At 67.4% G+C, this 16,959-nt stretch carries 16 protein-coding genes; 9 read left to right on the top strand and 7 right to left on the bottom strand.

Annotated features, from left to right (window positions below; translation table 11 throughout):
* Window positions 1-95: 95 nt before the first annotated feature.
* From U6115_RS16500 to U6115_RS16475, 6 genes are all read left to right on the top strand, one after another.
* Window positions 96-548 carry a (2Fe-2S)-binding protein gene (locus U6115_RS16500; RefSeq protein WP_043578156.1) on the top strand — a complete coding sequence of 151 codons (453 nt, stop codon included), beginning with the start codon at window positions 96-98 and terminating at the stop codon, window positions 546-548.
* A gap of 9 nt (window positions 549-557) precedes the next feature.
* Window positions 558-2,726 (top strand): xanthine dehydrogenase family protein molybdopterin-binding subunit, encoded by a 2,169-nt coding sequence (locus tag U6115_RS16495; protein ID WP_043577968.1) that lies wholly within the window; start codon window positions 558-560, stop codon window positions 2,724-2,726.
* 10 nt (window positions 2,727-2,736) lie between these two features.
* Complete coding sequence (locus tag U6115_RS16490; protein ID WP_146008466.1) at window positions 2,737-3,282, top strand: hypothetical protein; 546 nt, start codon at window positions 2,737-2,739, stop codon at window positions 3,280-3,282.
* Window positions 3,283-3,289: 7 nt separating this feature from the next.
* A complete protein-coding gene (locus tag U6115_RS16485; RefSeq protein ID WP_043577965.1) occupies window positions 3,290-4,282 on the top strand; it encodes an XdhC family protein in 993 nt (330 codons plus the stop codon).
* Complete coding sequence (locus tag U6115_RS16480; RefSeq protein ID WP_043578151.1) at window positions 4,279-4,848, top strand: nucleotidyltransferase family protein; 570 nt, start codon at window positions 4,279-4,281, stop codon at window positions 4,846-4,848. Before U6115_RS16485 ends, U6115_RS16480 begins: the two co-directional genes overlap by 4 nt.
* Before the next feature lie 69 nt (window positions 4,849-4,917).
* The gene (locus tag U6115_RS16475) at window positions 4,918-6,771 is read left to right on the top strand and encodes a methyl-accepting chemotaxis protein (protein ID WP_080770284.1); all 1,854 of its coding nucleotides are present in this window, start codon (window positions 4,918-4,920) and stop codon (window positions 6,769-6,771) included.
* 70 nt (window positions 6,772-6,841) lie between these two features.
* Here U6115_RS16475 and U6115_RS16470 read toward each other — a convergent pair whose 3' ends face one another.
* The 7 genes from U6115_RS16470 to hcnA all read right to left on the bottom strand — a co-directional run bounded on the left by U6115_RS16470 (window position 6,842) and on the right by hcnA (window position 13,869).
* Entirely contained in the window at window positions 6,842-7,846 is a 1,005-nt protein-coding gene (locus U6115_RS16470) for an ABC transporter ATP-binding protein (protein ID WP_043578145.1), read from the bottom strand.
* A gap of 19 nt (window positions 7,847-7,865) precedes the next feature.
* Window positions 7,866-8,666, bottom strand: coding sequence for an ABC transporter permease (locus tag U6115_RS16465; RefSeq protein ID WP_043577962.1), 801 nt, complete (start codon window positions 8,664-8,666; stop codon window positions 7,866-7,868).
* Window positions 8,663-9,571 (bottom strand): ABC transporter permease, encoded by a 909-nt coding sequence (locus U6115_RS16460; RefSeq protein ID WP_043577960.1) that lies wholly within the window; start codon window positions 9,569-9,571, stop codon window positions 8,663-8,665. The genes U6115_RS16465 and U6115_RS16460 overlap by 4 nt, the downstream gene beginning before the upstream one ends.
* A 69-nt stretch (window positions 9,572-9,640) precedes the next feature.
* Window positions 9,641-10,741 carry an ABC transporter substrate-binding protein gene (locus tag U6115_RS16455; RefSeq protein WP_043577957.1) on the bottom strand — a complete coding sequence of 367 codons (1,101 nt, stop codon included), beginning with the start codon at window positions 10,739-10,741 and terminating at the stop codon, window positions 9,641-9,643.
* Window positions 10,742-10,893: 152 nt separating this feature from the next.
* The gene (hcnC, locus tag U6115_RS16450) at window positions 10,894-12,153 is read right to left on the bottom strand and encodes a cyanide-forming glycine dehydrogenase subunit HcnC (protein WP_043577954.1); all 1,260 of its coding nucleotides are present in this window, start codon (window positions 12,151-12,153) and stop codon (window positions 10,894-10,896) included.
* A gap of 1 nt (window position 12,154) precedes the next feature.
* Window positions 12,155-13,561 carry an FAD/NAD(P)-dependent oxidoreductase gene (locus tag U6115_RS16445; protein WP_043577952.1) on the bottom strand — a complete coding sequence of 469 codons (1,407 nt, stop codon included), beginning with the start codon at window positions 13,559-13,561 and terminating at the stop codon, window positions 12,155-12,157.
* Window positions 13,558-13,869 (bottom strand): cyanide-forming glycine dehydrogenase subunit HcnA, encoded by a 312-nt coding sequence (gene hcnA, locus U6115_RS16440; protein WP_043577949.1) that lies wholly within the window; start codon window positions 13,867-13,869, stop codon window positions 13,558-13,560. Before hcnA ends, U6115_RS16445 begins: the two co-directional genes overlap by 4 nt.
* A gap of 516 nt (window positions 13,870-14,385) precedes the next feature.
* Here hcnA and U6115_RS16435 point away from each other — a divergent pair.
* The 3 genes from U6115_RS16435 to U6115_RS16425 all read left to right on the top strand — a co-directional run bounded on the left by U6115_RS16435 (window position 14,386) and on the right by U6115_RS16425 (window position 16,522).
* Window positions 14,386-14,904 carry a hypothetical protein gene (locus U6115_RS16435; RefSeq protein WP_052258195.1) on the top strand — a complete coding sequence of 173 codons (519 nt, stop codon included), beginning with the start codon at window positions 14,386-14,388 and terminating at the stop codon, window positions 14,902-14,904.
* A 36-nt stretch (window positions 14,905-14,940) separates the two neighbouring features.
* Window positions 14,941-15,444 carry a hypothetical protein gene (locus tag U6115_RS16430; protein ID WP_052258194.1) on the top strand — a complete coding sequence of 168 codons (504 nt, stop codon included), beginning with the start codon at window positions 14,941-14,943 and terminating at the stop codon, window positions 15,442-15,444.
* An 82-nt stretch (window positions 15,445-15,526) separates the two neighbouring features.
* Entirely contained in the window at window positions 15,527-16,522 is a 996-nt protein-coding gene (locus tag U6115_RS16425) for an asparaginase (RefSeq protein ID WP_043577946.1), read from the top strand.
* Window positions 16,523-16,959 lie beyond the last annotated feature (437 nt).

Genomic DNA, 16,959 nt, shown 5'->3' with positions numbered 1-16,959 from the left:
GGCGCCGCGGCGGGAAACCGCGCGGCGCCGGTTCGCATCCGGACGGCGGCCGTTTCCTGGCCGTCGTCTCGCGTTTTTCGGAACGGGAGGCAGGCATGAAGGTTTCCATCAACGGCAAGGAGGTGGAGCTGGGCTCCTCTCCGGACACGCCCATCCTGTGGGCATTGCGCGACGAACTGGGCCTGACCGGCACCAAGTTCGGCTGCGGCGCGGCGCTATGCGGCGCCTGTACGGTACTGAAGAACGGCCTGGCGATACGCGCCTGCGTGACGCCCATCTCCACGCTGGCCGCCGATGACAGCATCACCACCATAGAAGGCAACGCCGGCAAGGTGGCGCAGGCGGTGAAGCAGGCCTGGCACGATCTGGACGTGGTGCAATGCGGCTTCTGCCAGAGCGGCCAGGTGCTGGCCGCCACCGCCTTGCTCAGCGCCAACCCCCATCCCAGCGACCGCGACATCGACCTGGCCCTCAGCGGCAATCTGTGCCGCTGCGGCACTTATCCCCGCATCCGCGCGGCGATCCACGCCGCCGCCAAACTGTTATAGGAGACCGAGATGAGCGTAAGCGGAATCTCCCGCCGCGCCTTTCTCAAGGCCGGCGGCATGGTGGGCGGCGCCTTGTGCCTGGGTTTCGTGCTGCCGAACGGCGGGCTGGCGCGGGCGGCCGGCGCGGGCGGCGCCATCCCGACGCCGAATGCCTTCGTCCGCATCGAGAAGGACGGCGGCGTCACCATCGTCAGCAACAAGTCGGAAATGGGGCAGGGCATCTACACCTCGCTGGCGATGCTGATCGCCGAGGAGCTGGAGTGCGACTGGAGCCGGATCCAGGTGGTGTCGGCGCCGGCGGCGCCCATCTACGTCCATACCGCCTTCCATATCCAGATCACCGGCGGCAGCACCAGCACGCTGTCCAGCTACGACCAGTACCGCAAGATAGGCGCCGCCGCGCGCGACATGCTGATAGCCGCCGCCGCCCAGCGCTGGCGCGTGCCTGCCGCGCAATGCCGCGCCGAAAACAGCCGGGTGTTCAATAACGCCAACGGCGCCAGCCTGGGCTACGGCGAGCTGACCGAGGCCGCCGGCAAGCTGCCGGTGCCGGACACGGTGGCGCTGAAGCCGCGCCATCGCTGGAAGCTGCTGGGCACCCGCGTGCATCGGGTGGACGGCGGCGAGAAGCTGGACGGCCGCGCGCAGTTCGCGATGGATGTCCGCCTGCCCGGCATGCTGACGGCGCTGGTCAAGCGCTGCCCCAGCTACGGCGGCAAGCCCAAGGGCTTCAATGCCGACGCGGCCAGGGCGGTGCCGGGCGTCAAGGCCGTGTTCGCGATCAGCAACGGCGTCGCGGTGCTGGCCGATGGCTTCTGGCCGGCCAAGAAGGCGCGCGACCTGCTGGAAGTTGAGTGGGACCGCGGCGCCAACGCCAGCCTGGATTCGGCCCGGCTGCGCGCCCACTACCGCGAACTGGCGTCGCGGTCCGGCCAGCATTACCGCGGCGTCGGCGACGCCGATTCCGCATTGGCCGGCGCGGCCAAGCAACTGGAGGCCTGGTACGAGGCGCCGTATCTGTCGCATTCGCCGATGGAGCCGCTCAATTGCGTGGTCTGGCTGAAGCCGGGCAGCTGCGAAATCTGGAGCGGCACCCAGTCGCAGACCATAGACGCCGGCATGGCGGCGGCGATGACCGGGCTGAAGCCGGAGCAGGTTTCGCTGCATACCACCTTTCTTGGCGGCGGTTTCGGCCGGCGCGCGGTGCCGGTGGGATCCGATTGGCTGAGAGAGGCGCTGGAAGTGGCCAAGCAACATGGCCAGGATCTGCCGGTGCGGCTGATGTGGACCCGCGACGACGATCTGGCCGGCGCCTATTACCGGCCGATGTGGCTGGACCGCGTGCGCGGCGGCATAGCCGCGGACGGCAAGCCGGCCGCCTGGCTGCAGACCGGCGTCGGCCAGTCCATTCTGGCCGGCACGCCGTTCGCGCCGATGATGGTGAAGAACGGCATCGACGCGGTATCGGTGGAGGGCACCGACGACATGCCCTACGCGCTGCCGGCGCTGGCGCTGGACCTGCATACGCCGGAGATTCCGCTGCCGGTGCTGTGGTGGCGCTCGGTCGGCCATTCGCACAGCGCCTTCGCCAAGGAAAGCTTCATCGACGAGCTGGCGCGGCTGGCGCGCCGCGACCCGGTGGCCTACCGGCTGGCGCTGATGGACAAGGCGCCGCGCGAGCAGGCGGTGCTGCGCGAGGCGGCGCGGATGGCCGGCTGGGGCCGCAAGCTGCCCAAGGGCCACGGCCTGGGGGCGGCGGTGCATGCCTCCTTCGGCAGCCATGTCGCCCAGGTGGTGGAGGTGGCGGTGAAGGGCAAGGAATTGAAAGTGCTGCATGTCTGGTGCGCGGTGGATTGCGGGGTTGTGGTCAATCCCGACCAGGTGGCCGCGCAGATGGAGGGCGGCATCATGTTCGGCCTGTCGGCGGCGCTGTTCGGCGCAATCACCTTCAAGGACGGCGAAGTCGAGCAGAAAAACTTCGACGGCTACCAGATCGTCAGGATGTTCCAGGCGCCGAAGGTGGATGTCTCCATCGTCGCCAGCGACGAAGCGCCGGGCGGCACCGGCGAGCCGGCGGTGCCGCTGGTGGCGCCGGCGCTGGCCAACGCCGTCCACGCGGCGTCGGGCAAGCGGCGGCGCGAGCTGCCGCTGATCCGCCACGGCTATCAGATGGTATGAGGAGGCGGCCATGAGAAAAACCATGATCCTGGGCTGGGCGCTGGCGGCCGCTTTGCCGGCAGCCTGGGCGGGCGGCGACCCGTCGGCGTCGCTGCGGGCCTATGGCGAAGTGGCCAAGGTGCTGCAGTCGCCGCGCTGCATGAACTGCCATACCGTCACCGACTTTCCGCGCCAGGGCGACGACCGCCATCCGCACGCGCAGCTGATCCGGCGCGGGCCGGACAATATGGGCGCGCCGTCGCTGATGTGCATGGCCTGCCACCAGGCGGCCAACTCCGCCGACGGCCTGGTGCCGGGCGCGCCCAACTGGCACCTGGCGCCGCTGGCGATGGGCTGGGAAGGCCTGAGCGGCGGGCAGATCTGCCGGCGGCTGCTGGACAAGACGCGCAACGGCAACCGCGACGTTCCGGCGCTGGTGGCGCACATGACCGCCGACCCGCTGGTGCAATGGGCATGGAAGCCCGGCGCCGGCCGCGCGACGCCGCCCCTGTCGCAGCAGGACTTCCATGCGGCGGTGCGGCGTTGGGCGGACAGCGGCGCTTATTGCCCGCGCTGAGGCCGCCATGCAAGGCAATGTCGAGGAAGTGCTGAGCCAGGCGCTGTCCTGGCTGGAGTCCGGCCGGCGCGCCGCGTTGGTGACGGTGCTGTCCACCTTCGGCGGCAGTCCCAGGCCGCCGGGGGCGATGGCGCTGATCCGCGACGACGGCGCGGTGTTCGGCTCGGTGTCCGGCGGCTGTGTCGAGGATGACCTGGGGCGGGAGATCGTCGCCGGCGGCTTTTTCGGCCGGGAGACGGCGGTGCGGGTGCGCAGCTTCGGCGTCAGCGTCGAGGAGCGCCAGCGCTACCGGCTGCCCTGCGGCAACAGCCTGCGGGTGGCGGTGGAGCCGGCGCCGGACGCGGGCCAGCTGCGCCTGTTGCTGGACGCGGTGCGCGCGCAGCGCTGCCTGTGGCGGACGGTGCGCTACCGCGACGGCGCGGCAGCGTTGTCCGACGCCGGCCCGCCGGGCGAGTTCGCCGAGGACGAACAAGGCTTCGGCGTGTTGCACGGACCGCGCTGGCGGCTGCTGATCATCGGTGCGTCGGAGCTGGGCGCCTATCTGGCGCAGATCGCGGTGACGCTGGATTACGCGGTGACGGTGTGCGATCCGCGCAGCGAATACAGCCAAGGCTGGAGCCTGTCCGGCGCGCGTCTGTCCGGCGAGATGCCGGACGACCTGGTGCTGGCTTTCGGCTGCGACAGCCGCACCGCGGTGGTGGCGGTCACGCATGATCCCAAGCTGGATGACCTGGCGTTGATGGAGGCGCTCAGGCTGCCCTGCCATTACGTCGGCGCGCTGGGTTCTGCCGCCACCACCCTGAAGCGCAAGGCGCGGCTGGCCGAGCACTTCGGCCTGTCGCCGGCGCAGCTGGAGCGGCTGCACGGCCCGGTGGGGCTGGCTATAGGCTCGCGCACGCCGGCCGAGATCGCCGTCTCCATCGCCGCCGACCTGATCGCCAGCCGCAGCGAGCGCGCGCGGCCGGGCGTCGCCGGCGCGGCGCGGACTTGCCGCGCATGATAGCCGGGGCCATGCTGGCGGCCGGAGCGGGGCGGCGCTTCGGCGGCGACAAACGCCAGGCGGCGCTGCCGGATGGCCGCACGCTGCTAGAAGCCAGCCTGCAGGCTTTCGTCGGCCAGGTGGACGTATTGGCGGTGGCGCTGCCGGAGGACGACGCCTTCGGCGCCGCGCTGTGCCGCCAGTTGGGCGCGACGCCGCTGGCCTGCCGGCTCAATCGCGCCGGCCTTGGCCATTCGCTGGCCTGCGCCGCCGCCTGGGCGCTGGCGCTGCCGCAATGCCGCGGCCTGGTGCTGGGCCTGGCGGACATGCCGCTGGTGCGGCCGCACACCGTCAGCCAGGTGGCGGCGGCGCTGTGGCACGGCCGGCCGGTGCTGCCCTGCTACCTGGGCCAGGCCGGCCATCCGCGCGGCCTGCCCGGCGCGTGCCTGCCGGCTTTGCTCGATCTGTCCGGAGACATCGGCGCGCGCGACGCGCTGGACTGGAGCCAGGCGTTGCGGCTGGAGCTGGACGACGCCGGCGTGCTGCTGGATATCGATACGCCGGAGGATCTGCTCCGGCTGGCCTGATCCGCGCGGTTTGGCGCGCGCCGCGCCGTCTTTCCTATAGTGAAGTGTTCTTGCGCGTCGGGGGTGAGCATGCGAGTGCGCTTTACGGTTGCCCACAAGCTGGTGTTGCTGATCGCGCCGCTGGTGCTGGCCTTGTTTTTCGTGGCGATAGGCTATGCCTGGAACCAGCGCCAGCTGCTGCAGGCGCTGAATCGAGACCAGACGCTGACGGAAAACATCGCGATGGTCGGCGAGCTGATCCAGTCGCTGCAGGACGAGCGCGGCTTGAGCTACGGCTACCTGAACCGGCACCAGGCCTTGCCGGCGCAGCTGGGACGGGCGCGCGACGGGGCCTCCGCCGCCTTACAGAAGCTGCTGCGCCAGCCGCAGGCAGAGCTGTCTGATGCGCTGCGCCATTACCTGGAAACCAGCGCGCCGCGGCCGGAACAACTGGCGCAGCTGCGGCACGATGTCGACAACCGCCATATTTCGCCCGACCCCGCCTTCAACCGCTATTCCGACATGATCGAGCAGCTGTCCCGCATCATCACCCTGTTCAACGCCCAGACCCAGGACGTACAGGCGCTGATCCTGCAGTGGTCGGCGGTGAATTGCCAGAAGGAGTACACCGGCCGCACCCGCGGGCTGATCACCGGCGTGCTGACGGTGGGCAGCTTCACCATCACCAATTTCCGCCAGGTGAGCGGCGTCGTGTCGCAGGAAGAACTGTGCCGGACGCAATATCGGCAGTACGGCGGCGACGACGCGCTGCTGCGCAACGCCATGATGCGCAGCCGCCAGTTCGAGTCGGCGCGCGACGCGGTGCTGGCGCGCGGCGCCGGCGCGATGCAGAGCGCGACGCCGGAGGAGTGGTTCGCCGCGGCCAGCCAGCGGGTGGCGTCGCTGTATCAAGTGCAGCAGGACCTGCTGCAGCAGATCCGGCAGCGGGTGGAGGGCCAGGCGCATAGCGCGCGCCTGCATGGCTATCTGGTGCTGCTGGGTCTGCTGTTCCTGTTGCTGCCCATCGCGCTGGCAGTGCTGGTGGGGCGCAACATCATCCGCACGCTGGGCGCCGAGCCCGACGAGGTGGCGCAGGGCATGCGCGAATTGTCGGCCGGGCGGCTGGATTTCTTTCTGCCGCTGGCGGCCGGCGACGACCACAGCCTGGCCGCGCACATCCGCCAGATGGGCGACCGGCTGTCGGGGGTGATCCTGCAGGTGAAGCAGGACGCGGATGCGGTGGCCAACGCGTCCACCGAGCTGAATTCGGCTTCGCAGGGCTTGTCGCAGGGCGCGGCGCGCGCGTCGGTCGACGTGGAGGGCGCCAGCAGCGCGGTGGACGAGATCGCGCGCAGCATGGCCGAGATGGCCGGCGACGCCAACCGGGCCGGCGGCATGGCCGATACCGCGACCGGGCAGGCGGCGGACGGCAACCAGGTGGTGCAGCAGACCATCGCGGCGATGCGGGAGATCGCGCGCCGCACCACCATCATCGACGACATCGCCTACCAGACCAATCTATTGGCGCTGAACGCGGCGATAGAGGCGGCGCGGGCCGGCGAGCACGGCAGGGGCTTCGCGGTGGTGGCCGACGAGGTGCGCAAGCTGGCGAAGCGCAGCCAGGCGGCGGCCAAGGAGATCGACCAGGTGGCGAACCGCAGCGTGCAGCTGGCGGAGAGCGCCGGCCGGCAGCTGAGCGACATCGTCGACTCCAGCCAGCGGACGCTGGAATTGGTGCGCGGCATCTCGCAGGAAGCCACGGTGCAGTCGCAGCGGGTGGGCGGCATCAACGAGGCGATGCAAAGGCTGAACCAGCTGTCGCAGGGCAACGCCGCGGCCAGCGAGGAATTGTCGGCGGCGGCGCAGGAAGTGGCGATGCGCGCGGACAGCCTGCGCCGGCAGATGCAGTATTTCCAGCAGGGCGACGACGACAAGCCGGCCTAGCCTCGGCGCGCGCCCGCATATGGAAAACCCGGCCGCCTGGCCGGGTTTCGTTTTGCGCGCGCCGCGGTTTTCAACGCACTTCGCGGATGTCTTCGCGCGAGATGCGCAGCCGCACCTCGGTGCCGCTGGCCAGCAGATCGCCGGCGTTGCGGTTGAGACGGTCCACCTGCAGCGTGGCGCCGCGGGACTCCACCTGGTAGCGGATGATGTTGCCCAATAGCTGGTGTTGGCGGATCACCGCCGGCAGCGTGTCGGCGCCGGCCTCGCCGGCGTCGGCCAGCTGGATGGATTCCGGACGTATCGCCAGATGGCCCTGGATGTCCAGGCCCAGCAGCGCCTGGCTTTGCTGCGCGGACAGCAGGTTGTAGTTGCCCATGAAGCGGGCGACGAACTCGGTGGCCGGCTGGGTGTAGATGGTTTCCGCCGCGCCTTCTTGCTCCACCTTGCCCTGGTTCATCACGAAGATGCGGTCCGACATCGTCAGCGCTTCTTCCTGGTCATGGGTGACGAAGACGGTGGTCAGGCCCAGGCGGCGCTGGATGTCGCGGATCTGCTCGCGCAGGTTTTTGCGGATGCGGGCATCCAGCGCCGACAAGGGCTCGTCCAGCAGCAGCACGCGCGGCTCCACCACCAGCGCGCGAGCCAGGGCCACGCGCTGGCGCTGGCCGCCGGACAGCTGGTGCGGAAAGTGTTTCTCGCGGCCGTTCAGCTCCACCAGCGCGATCACCTCGCCGACTTTGCGGCGGATCTCGTCGGCGCCGCGCTTCTGCATCTTCAGGCCGAAGGCGATGTTGTCGGCCACGTTCATATTGGGAAACAGCGCGTAGCTCTGGAACACCATGCCGATGCCGCGCTTCTGCGGCGACTGGTGGGTGATGTCGTCGCCGGCCAGGCGGATGGCGCCGCCGCTGGGTGTTTCGAAGCCGGCGATCATGCGCAGCACCGTGGTCTTGCCGCAGCCGGACGGCCCGAGGAAGGTGACGAACTCGCCGGCCTCCACCTTCATGTTGAAGTCGTGGACCACGGCCTGCTGGCCGAAGCGCTTGTTCAGATGGTCGATTTGCAGAAATGCCATGATGCTTTCCGTTTCCAATTCAGTGTTCATCGGCGCCGAGGGCGGCGCGGTTGCGGCTGACCACCTGCATCAGGCCCATCGCCGCCCAGGTGACCAGGAAGGCGATGATGGCCAGCGCGGCCGGCTCGTAGGCGCGGTTGGCGCCGATCAATTGCAGATAGGGGCCGAAGGCCGGGCGCGCCAGCAGGCTGGCCAGCGTGAACTCGCCGATGACGATGGCGAAGGTCAGGAAGGCGCCGGACAGGATGGCGGTTTTCAGGTTGGGGAAGATCACCAGCCTGAGGATGTCGAACCAGCCACTGCCGAGGCTCTGCGCCGCCTCGGTCAGCGAGCGCACGTCTATCGCCGACAGGCCGGTGTCGACCGAGCGGTACAGATAGGGCAGGGCCAGCGTCACGTAGCCGAACACCAACAGCAGGTCGGTGCCGCGCTCGTTGCCGGTCAGCGGCAGCCAGCCGCCGCTGCCGTACAGGCGCAGGTAGCCGAATACCAGCACGATGGCCGGGATCACCAGCGGCAGCAGGGTGAGAAACTCGATCAGCGGCCGCAGCCGCGGCAGCTTCAGCTGCACCCAGAAGGCGGTGGGCACCACCAGCAGGATGCCGGCCAGGATGGTCAACAACGCCAGCAGCGCGGAATAGCCGAAGCTGGCCTGGAAGCCGGGGTCGCTCAGCACCACCTTGTAGGCTTCGAAGCTATAGCCTTCGCGTTTCATCTTCAGGCTGAATTCGAAGGTGGCGATCAAGGGCAGCAGGAAGTAGCCGCTGCCGAGCAAAATGGCGATCCAGGCGCCCAGGCGCGAAGTGGCGGCGGTTTTCATGCGGCCTCCCTGTGGCTGCGCTTGCGCAGCCAGATGTAGCCGGCGTTGGCGCTGCCGGTGATCAGAACCATGCCCAACGCCAGCGCGTAGCCCAGGTTCTGGTCGTGCAGCACGTCGCCGTGGATTTGCGCGTACAGCAGAATGGTCACGATATTCAATGAGCTGCCGGTCAGCGCGTAGGCGGTGGCCACCGCGCCGAAGGCGTTGGCGAACAGCAGCAGCGCGGCGCCGGCCAGGCTGGGCCACAGCACCGGCAGCGCGATGTGGCGCCAGTAGGCGAAGCCGGAGCCGCCCAGGCTTTCGCAGGCTTCGCGCCATTCATCCTTCAGGCCCTCCACCGCCGGAGCGATGATCAGCACCATCAAGGGCACCTGGAAATACAGGTAAGTGAGGGTGAGGCCGGCGAAGCTGAGAATGGAAAAGCCGCTGCCGTACAGGTCGAAGTCCAGGTATTTGCGCAACAGCATGGTCATCAGCCCCATCCGGCCCAGCGTGGACAGGAAGGCGAAGGCGAGCGGAATGCCGGCGAAGTTGGACGCCACGCCTGAGAAGGTGGTCAGCGTCGGGCGGATCCAGGCGGGCAGGCCGCCGCGTATCGCCGCCAGCGCCAGCGCGAGGCCGAGCAGGGTGCCCAGTATGGCCGAGGCCGCGCTGATTTCCAGGCTGATCTGGTAGGCGCTGAGGATATTCGGTTCGAACAGGCGGATGATATTGCCCAGCGTGAAGTCGCCCTGCGCGTCCTGGAAAGCGCCCACCATCAGCAAGGCGGTGGGCAGGATCAGGAACAGCAGCGCGAACAGCAGGAAGGGGGCGACGCCCAGCCAGGACAGGATGGATCCGCGTTGCGGTTTGCCGCTGGAGAGTCTGCTGCCGGGAGGGGACATGGTGTCGGATGATGCGGACATCGATATGGTTTCTCTTGCCAGGTAAAAAGGCCGCCTTCGGCGGCCCGGTGCGATATGGCTACGCCAGGTTTACTTGACGCTGCTGCCCACCACGCTGTCCCACTGCTTGGTGATGCCGGCCTTGTAGCTTTCCTGCTGCTCGATGGTCGGGAACACGGCCTTCTTGTAGGCGGCGGCGTCCGGCAGCTTGCCGATCAGATCGGCCGGAATCTTCTTCCGGGCGGTCAGGTCGTTGAAGCGGATCGGGTGGCAGTAGCCCTTCAGCCAGGCCACCTGGCCTTCGTCGGAGTAAAGGTATTCCATCCACAGCTTGGCGGCGTTCGGGTGCGGCGCGTAGGCGTTGATGCCCTGCGCGTACACGCCGGCCACCACGCCGCTCTTCGGCACCACCACTTCCACCTTGGGGTTGCCCTTCAGGGTGTCGCGGTCGGCCAGCGCGTTGTAGTCCCAGCGCACGATGATGGGAGTGGTGCCCTGGGCCAGCGAGGCGGCCTTGCCGATCACCGGCACGAAGTTGCCGTTCTTGTTCAGCTGCGAGAAGAATTTCAGGCCGGCGTCGGCGGATTTGTTCACGTCGCCGCGGGCTTGCGACAGGCCGGCGGCGAACACGCCCTGGATGGCCTGGTTGGCGGCGCGCGGGTCGCCGGCCAGCGCCACGGCGTTCTTGTATTCCGGCTTCAACAGGTCGGCCCAGTCGGCCGGCGCCTTGCTGATCAGGTCCTTGTTGACCTGGAAGGTCAGCACGCCGTAGTAGTCGCCGTACCAGTAGCCGTCCTTGTCCTTGGCGTTGTCCGGAATGGATTTCCAGGTGGACACCTTGTACGGCTGCAGCAGGCCCTGGGCCTTGGCTTGCGGGCCGAAGGAGAGGCCGACGTCGATCACGTCGGGCGTTTGCGGACCCTTGTTGTTCTTGTTGGCCTTGATGGCCTCCAGCTCGTCGGCGGAGCCGGCGTCCGGATTCAGTTCGTTCACCTTGATGCCGTACTTGGCCTTGAAGCCGGCGATGACGTTGCCGTAGCCGCACCAGTCATGCGGCAGGCCGATCACGGTCAGCTCGCCTTCCTTTTTAGCGGCTTGCGCCAGTGCGGCCAGATTGTCCGCCAGAGCGGAGTTGGCGATCATGCTCAGCGCGCCGACTACGGCGGCGTAACCCAGTTTGTTCTTCATCATTGCTCCCCTTCTTGGCCATTGGCTTATCAAAACTTATGCGATGGTATGAGGGATTGATGACAAATCCACGTCAGTAATATGACAAAATGATTTCAGTGCTGGATGAGTGCCCGCGCCGGACGGAAAAAACCGCCGCGGCGCGGGCGGCGGGGTCAGGCGTGCAGGGCTTCCAGACGCCAGTCTCGCGGCTGTTCGGCGAAGCGGCTGGCCAGGAAGGGCGTGATGTCCAGCGGCAGGGCCTCGCGGTGCGCCAGCTTGTCCAGCAGCACGCCGGTGATGGCCGAGGTGAGGATGCCGGTGCGGAAGTGGCCGCAGGCGTTCAGGTATCCGTCCACGCCGTCGACCGGCCCCAGGATGGGCAATTCGTCCGGGGTGCCCGGGCGCAAGCCGGCCCAGCAACGCTTGATGTTGATGCGCGCAAGCTCCGGCAGGCAGCGCACGGCGCCCTGCACCAGTCCTTGGATTTCGGGGTAGGTGGTGCTGACGTCGTAGCCCTTGTCCTCGGTGGTGCTGCCGATCAGGATTTCGCCGTTGTCCTTTTGCGCGATGTAGCAATCGCTGGTGGTGATGCAGCCGCGCAAGAGCTTGGGCATTTTCTCCGACAGCACGATCTGGCCTTTCACCGGCTTCACCGGGATGGAGAGGCCGGTCGCCCATTGGCATAGCTCATCGGCCCAGGAGCCGCCGGCGTTGATCAGCGTGCCGCAGGAAAAGTCGCCGGCTTCGGCGGTGCTAACGCCGGTGACGCGGCTGCCCTGGCGCGCCACGCCGGTGACGTTGACGTTGAAGAACACGTCGACGCCGTTTTGCCGCGCCGCCTCGGTATAGGCGTCGGCCAGGCGGAAGGGGCTGACCTGGTGGTCGCAGAGGAATTCCAGCGCGCCCTGGGCGCTATGGCTGACATAGGGCTCGTCGGCGCGCAATTGCGCCTGGTCCAGCCAGCGCACCTGGCTGGCCAGGTGGGGAATCTGCGCGGCGATGTGTTCGGCGTACAGCCGGTCTTCTTCGTCGTAGATGACGAATTTCAGCCCGGTTTCCTCAAACTTGAAATCCACGCCGTGCTTGTCCCGCAGCTCCTGGTGCAAGGCCGGGTACAGCGCGTTGGACGCCAGCGCGAAGTCGAAAAAGCTTTTGGGCAGGATGTGCGGCGCGCCGGCGCTGACGTTCACCGCGGCGCCGGCCGCTTCGCGCTTGCGCTTGGCCGAGGTCATGCGGAAGAAGATCACGCCGCAGCCCAGTCCCACCGATTCGCCTATCGCCCACAGGCCGCCGGCGGAGGCGCGCGAGGCGTTGCCCGGCCGCTTGGCGTCTATCAGGGCGATTTTCAGATTGCCGCGCTTGGACAGCTGGTAGGCGCAGGAGGCGCCGATGACGCCGCCGCCGGCGATCACGATGTCGTACTGCTTGCTCATGTCAAACCTCTTCCGTCGGTTGGGGGGCGGTGGTCGGAAATGCCGAGAACGGCAGCGGGTCCAGCGGGAAGCGCGGCCGGATCCAGCCGACGTCCTGCTTGCCGGTGTGTTCGCGCAGGCGGTCGCTGCAATAGCCGACGCACATCTTGCCCTGGCAGTCGCCCATGCTGATCCGGGTGCGCATCTTCAGGCTGATCAGGTCGTTGACGCCCTGTTCCAGCGCGGCGTCGATGTCCTGGCGGGTGGCGTGCTCGCAGCGGCAGATCACCGTGTCCGGCCGCGGCAGCGCCAGCTGGCCGGCGCCGCGGCGGGTGAAGCGGTCGATGCCGACGCGGAAGCGCAGGATGGCCGCCAGTTGGTCCAGGCAGGCCTGGCGCTGCCGCAGCGCTTGCTGCTCGCTGAGAATGTGGCGCTGCCAGAGCATGGAGATGGCGGCGATGCGGCCGGTCAGCATCGCGGCCTCGCCGCCGCGCAGGCCGCCGATGTCGCCGGCCAGGTGGATATGCGGCAGGCTGCTGCGCTGCCAGTCGTCGCTGTCCGGTTTGAGGAAGCCATCGTCGTGGTACTGGTGCGCCAGCCCCAGCTGCTGGGTCAGCTGGGTGCGCGGGATGAAGCCGTAGCCCACCGCCAGGGTCTGCGCCGGCAGGCGGCGCTGCCGGGACAGGTCGGCGGTCCAGTCGGCGTCGTAGGGCGCGACGGTGATGTCGTGCAGCTCGTCCTGGCCATGGCCTTCGACGATGCCCCAGCCGTAATGCAGGGGAATGCCGTGGCGTTTCAGATAGGCGACCATGCTCAGCCCGTCCAGGAACAGTTGCGGCTGGTTGAGCAGGGCGATGGCCTCCTTGGCCAGCCGGCCGAAGGCGCAGGCTTCGTAGATGCCCGCCACGTCGGCGCCAGCGCGGTGCAGCTGGCAAGCCACCAGAGGCAGCAGCGGACCGGTGCCGGCCAGCACGGTGCGGCCCAGCGGCTTGACCACGCCGCTCTTGAGCTGCAGTTGCAGGCCGCCCAGCATGATGACGCCGGGCAGGGTCCAGCCGGGAAAGGGCACGCTGCGTTCGTGGCAGCCGGCGGCAAGCAGCAGCTGCGAGTAGGCTATCGGCTGCACCTGCTCATCCGGGGACAGGGCGAACAGCTGGCCGCCGTCGCCGCCGACGACGCGAGTCTCCAGGCGGATGTCGATTTGCGGGCGGAATGGTTCGAATTCGCGATGCAGCGCCTGCATGTTTTCGCGGTAGCGCTCCCCCAGGTAGTCCAGCACCACGCCCTGGCGCAGCGGGCCGCGGTAGACCACGCCGCCCAGCCGCGAGGCCTCGTCCAGCAGGATGCTGTGCACGCCATGGCGGGCCAGTTCCATCGCGGCGGCAATGCCGGCGGGACCGCCGCCGACGATTAGCGGTTTGCCGTTCATTTCAAGCCCTCCGTATCCAGGCGGTTGCCGGCGGTCTCCACCCGCATGCCGGCTTGCACCACCGTCTGGCAGGCGCGCCGTTTGTGGCGGCCGTCTATGCGCACCTGGCAGCAGTGGCAAACGCCCATGCCGCAATAGGAGCCGGCGATCTGTTGCTGGTCGTTGCGGCTGAGCCGGCGCAGGCCGACGGCGTTCAGCACGCTCAGCACGGTTTCGCCGGCCGCGGCGGCCACGGCCTGGTTGTCGATATGGATGGTCAGAGTCTGGCCTTGCAGGGCCTGGATGTCATGGTCGCGGTGTAAGGACATGAAGCACCTTGCTGTGGTGAATGGTGTGGCAGGTTGAGTTTCGTGGACAGGAAGGCCCGCCAATCTCCTTCCGTGTCCCGTTGCCGCAGCAGTGAACGAATGGCGCCATTTCGGCTTCAATTGCCGCAAATGATATGGGCATTGATTTTTTGTGATTGCAATGTTTTTAGCATCGCCTTGCCTGGGTTTGTTTAATCAAAATCAACTTTTGGACTTAATCTCCAGGAAAGCGACAGGCAGACAAACTGTCTGTCACTTTTTTGCAGGACCATGGTTTTCGAACGGATTTTCACTGTTTGTTAATGAAAATTTGCAAAATCGTTTTAATTAAAATTTTTAATTAAAATAAATATGTTTTATGCGGCGAGCGGCTACAAACGCTTACATGCGGAAACCTAAATCCTGCTGAAGGCGAAGCGCGACGATGCAATGCTGTAGTCAGTCCCGGATGGATGCCGGGAGCAGATTGCGCCGCGTGGCCCGCCGCCGGATCAGGAATCGTTGAGGAGACAAGAAATGAAATTGAAGAACATTGGCATTCAGTGGCTGGCGCCGCTGATCGCCGCCGCCAGCCTGAGCGCTTGCGTGGTGACGCCGCCGCGCGCCCAGATGGTGTATCAGCCGGCGACGGTGCGGCTGGAAATGCCGCGCGACTGGCGCCCCGCCGAGCATCCGTACTATCTGCACGCGATGAGCGATCTGCGCGCGGCGCGCGCCTATCTGGCGCACGGCGACTATCCGCAGATCATGGATGACGAGCGCCGCGCGGTGTCCGAGATCGACGCCGCGCTGGGCGAGATGCAGCGCGCCGCCATCGAAGACGGCAAACAACCCTGGCGCTACGAGCAGCCCGATGCGCGGCTGAGCCCGACCGACCGCTTCCACAAGGCGCTGGAGCTGCTCGAATCGGCCCGCCGCGATGCCAGCCACCAGGAAGACGACCCGTGGGTGCGCGACCTGCAGCATCGCATCCTCCACCATGTAGACGCGGCGCACCATGCGGTGCAGCAAGCCATCAACGATGCCCTGCGCTAAGCGCGGGCCGATACCCGACTTCCCAAGGAGAGCGAGATGAAATTTTCCGGAATACTGATGATGTTGACGATGGCGGCCGCCGGCAACGCGGTGCTGAGCAGCCAAGCCATGGCCGACGGCTGGCGCGACGGCGACGCCTGGACCTGGCAGCAGCACCAGTGGCATCCCGAGGAGCATCCCTATTATCTGCACGCGATGACCGATCTGCGCGCCGCGCGCGATCTGCTGGCCCGGCCGGATTATCCGCGGGTGATGGATGACGAGCGCCGCGCGGTGGACGAGATCAACCGCGCGCTGCACAAGATGCGCGACGCCGCCATCGACGACGGCAAGAACGTCGACGACCGCATGCCGCCGGATGCGCGCTGGCGGCCGGAAGACCGTTTCCATCAGGCCAAGCTGTTGCTGGACAAGGCCCGCCAGGACGCCACCCACCGCGAGGATGATCCTTACCTGCGCTCGCTGCAGCGCGACATCGTCCATCATATAGACGAGGCGCGCCGCGCCATCGACTACGCGGTGTCCGACGCCCTGCGCTGAGTCCCGCGCGCCCGCCGCGTGTGACGACGCGGCGGGCTTGCGCTACCATCTGGCTGATAATTAAAGCCTGATGGAGTATTCAATGAGCCGAATCCTGGTGCTCTACACCGGTGGTACCATAGGCATGGACCACACCCCGGATGGCCTGGCGCCCGTGCCGGGCTTGCTGCCGCGCCTGCTGCAGCGTTTCGTCCGCCCAGGCCTGGAATTCGATGTCGTCGAATTCGAACAGCTGATCGACTCCTCCGTTCTTGTCCCTTCGCAGTGGAACCAGATCATAGACGCGCTGGCGCCGCGCTACGACGCCTATGATGGCTTCGTGGTGATCCACGGCACCGATACCATGGCCTATACCGCCAGCGTGCTGGCGTTCGCGCTGCAGGGCTGGAAAAAGCCGGTGGTGCTGACCGGCGCGCAATTGCCGCTGGTGCACCCGCGCTCCGATGGCTGGGCCAACTTGGCCGACGCGCTGGAAGCCGCCTGCCAGCCCGACCTGCACGAAGTGGCGGTGGCTTTCGACCGCTTGCTGCTGCGCGGCTGCCGGGCGCGCAAGCTGGATGTGGAGTGCTTTGCCGGCTTCAACAGCCCCAACGACCTGCCGCTGGCCGAATTCGCCATCCATGCGCACTGGCACAAGCCGCGCTGGCTGCCGGGCGAAGGCGAGCGGCGGGCGCAGCGGGTGGACGAAAATCTGAAACTGGCGGCGCTGATGCTGACCCCGGGCCATGGCAGCGCGCTGGCCGGCCAGGTGCTGCAGCGCGAAGGGCTGGATGGCGCCATTCTGCTCTGTTACGGCAGCGGCAATGCGCCGGCGGACCCGGCCTTGCTGGCCGGCGTGGCGGCGATGACGGCGCGCGGCTGTCCGGTGCTGACATTGACCCAGGTGGCGCGCGGCGGCGTGGAGGTGGGGGCTTATGCCGCCAGCCAGCCGCTGGCGCGGGCGGGCGCCTTGCCGGGGGCCGATCTGACGCCCGAGGCGGCGCTGGCCAAGCTGCAGGTGTTGCTGTCGGCCGGGCTGGCGTGGCCGGAGCTGGCGGCCGGTCTGGTGAGGCCGCTGCGCGGAGAGCTGAGCGCCTGACGCGCGCGAAATGATCGAAAATGGCTGCCTAAATAATGGGCAGCCATTTTTTGTTTACTCGATTCAATGGCTTGCCCAGCTTGTCCACAGCGAGTCCACACGGCTTTGCACCGCAGGTGTGGGAAAGGGCGATGTCTGATCCGCCGCCGCAGGGAGGGATGGCTCGATGGGGTTGCTTAAAAAATAGGCTAGAGGCCGAGCCGGGTGTCAAATCAGGGGTTTGCGTCGGTTGTCCACATGTCGCGCACAGGATTGCCGGGCGCGGATGGGGATTATCGCGGCGCGCGGCGCGGGATGGGTTGCCTAAAAAACAGGCAGCTCCGCTTTTGGCTTGTTTCTCATGGGTTTGCCGCGTTTATCCACAATGCGCCCACATGGCTCTGCACCGGGATTGGGGGAAAAGTTCCCGTTTGACCAAAAAATAGGCGGAAGAAGAA

Source organism: Chromobacterium subtsugae (assembly GCF_035919665.1).
GTDB classification, from domain to species: Bacteria; Pseudomonadota; Gammaproteobacteria; order Burkholderiales; family Chromobacteriaceae; genus Chromobacterium; species Chromobacterium subtsugae.
Note: the sequence above shows the minus strand (reverse complement) of the source record. Positions and strands in the feature narration are given on the sequence as shown.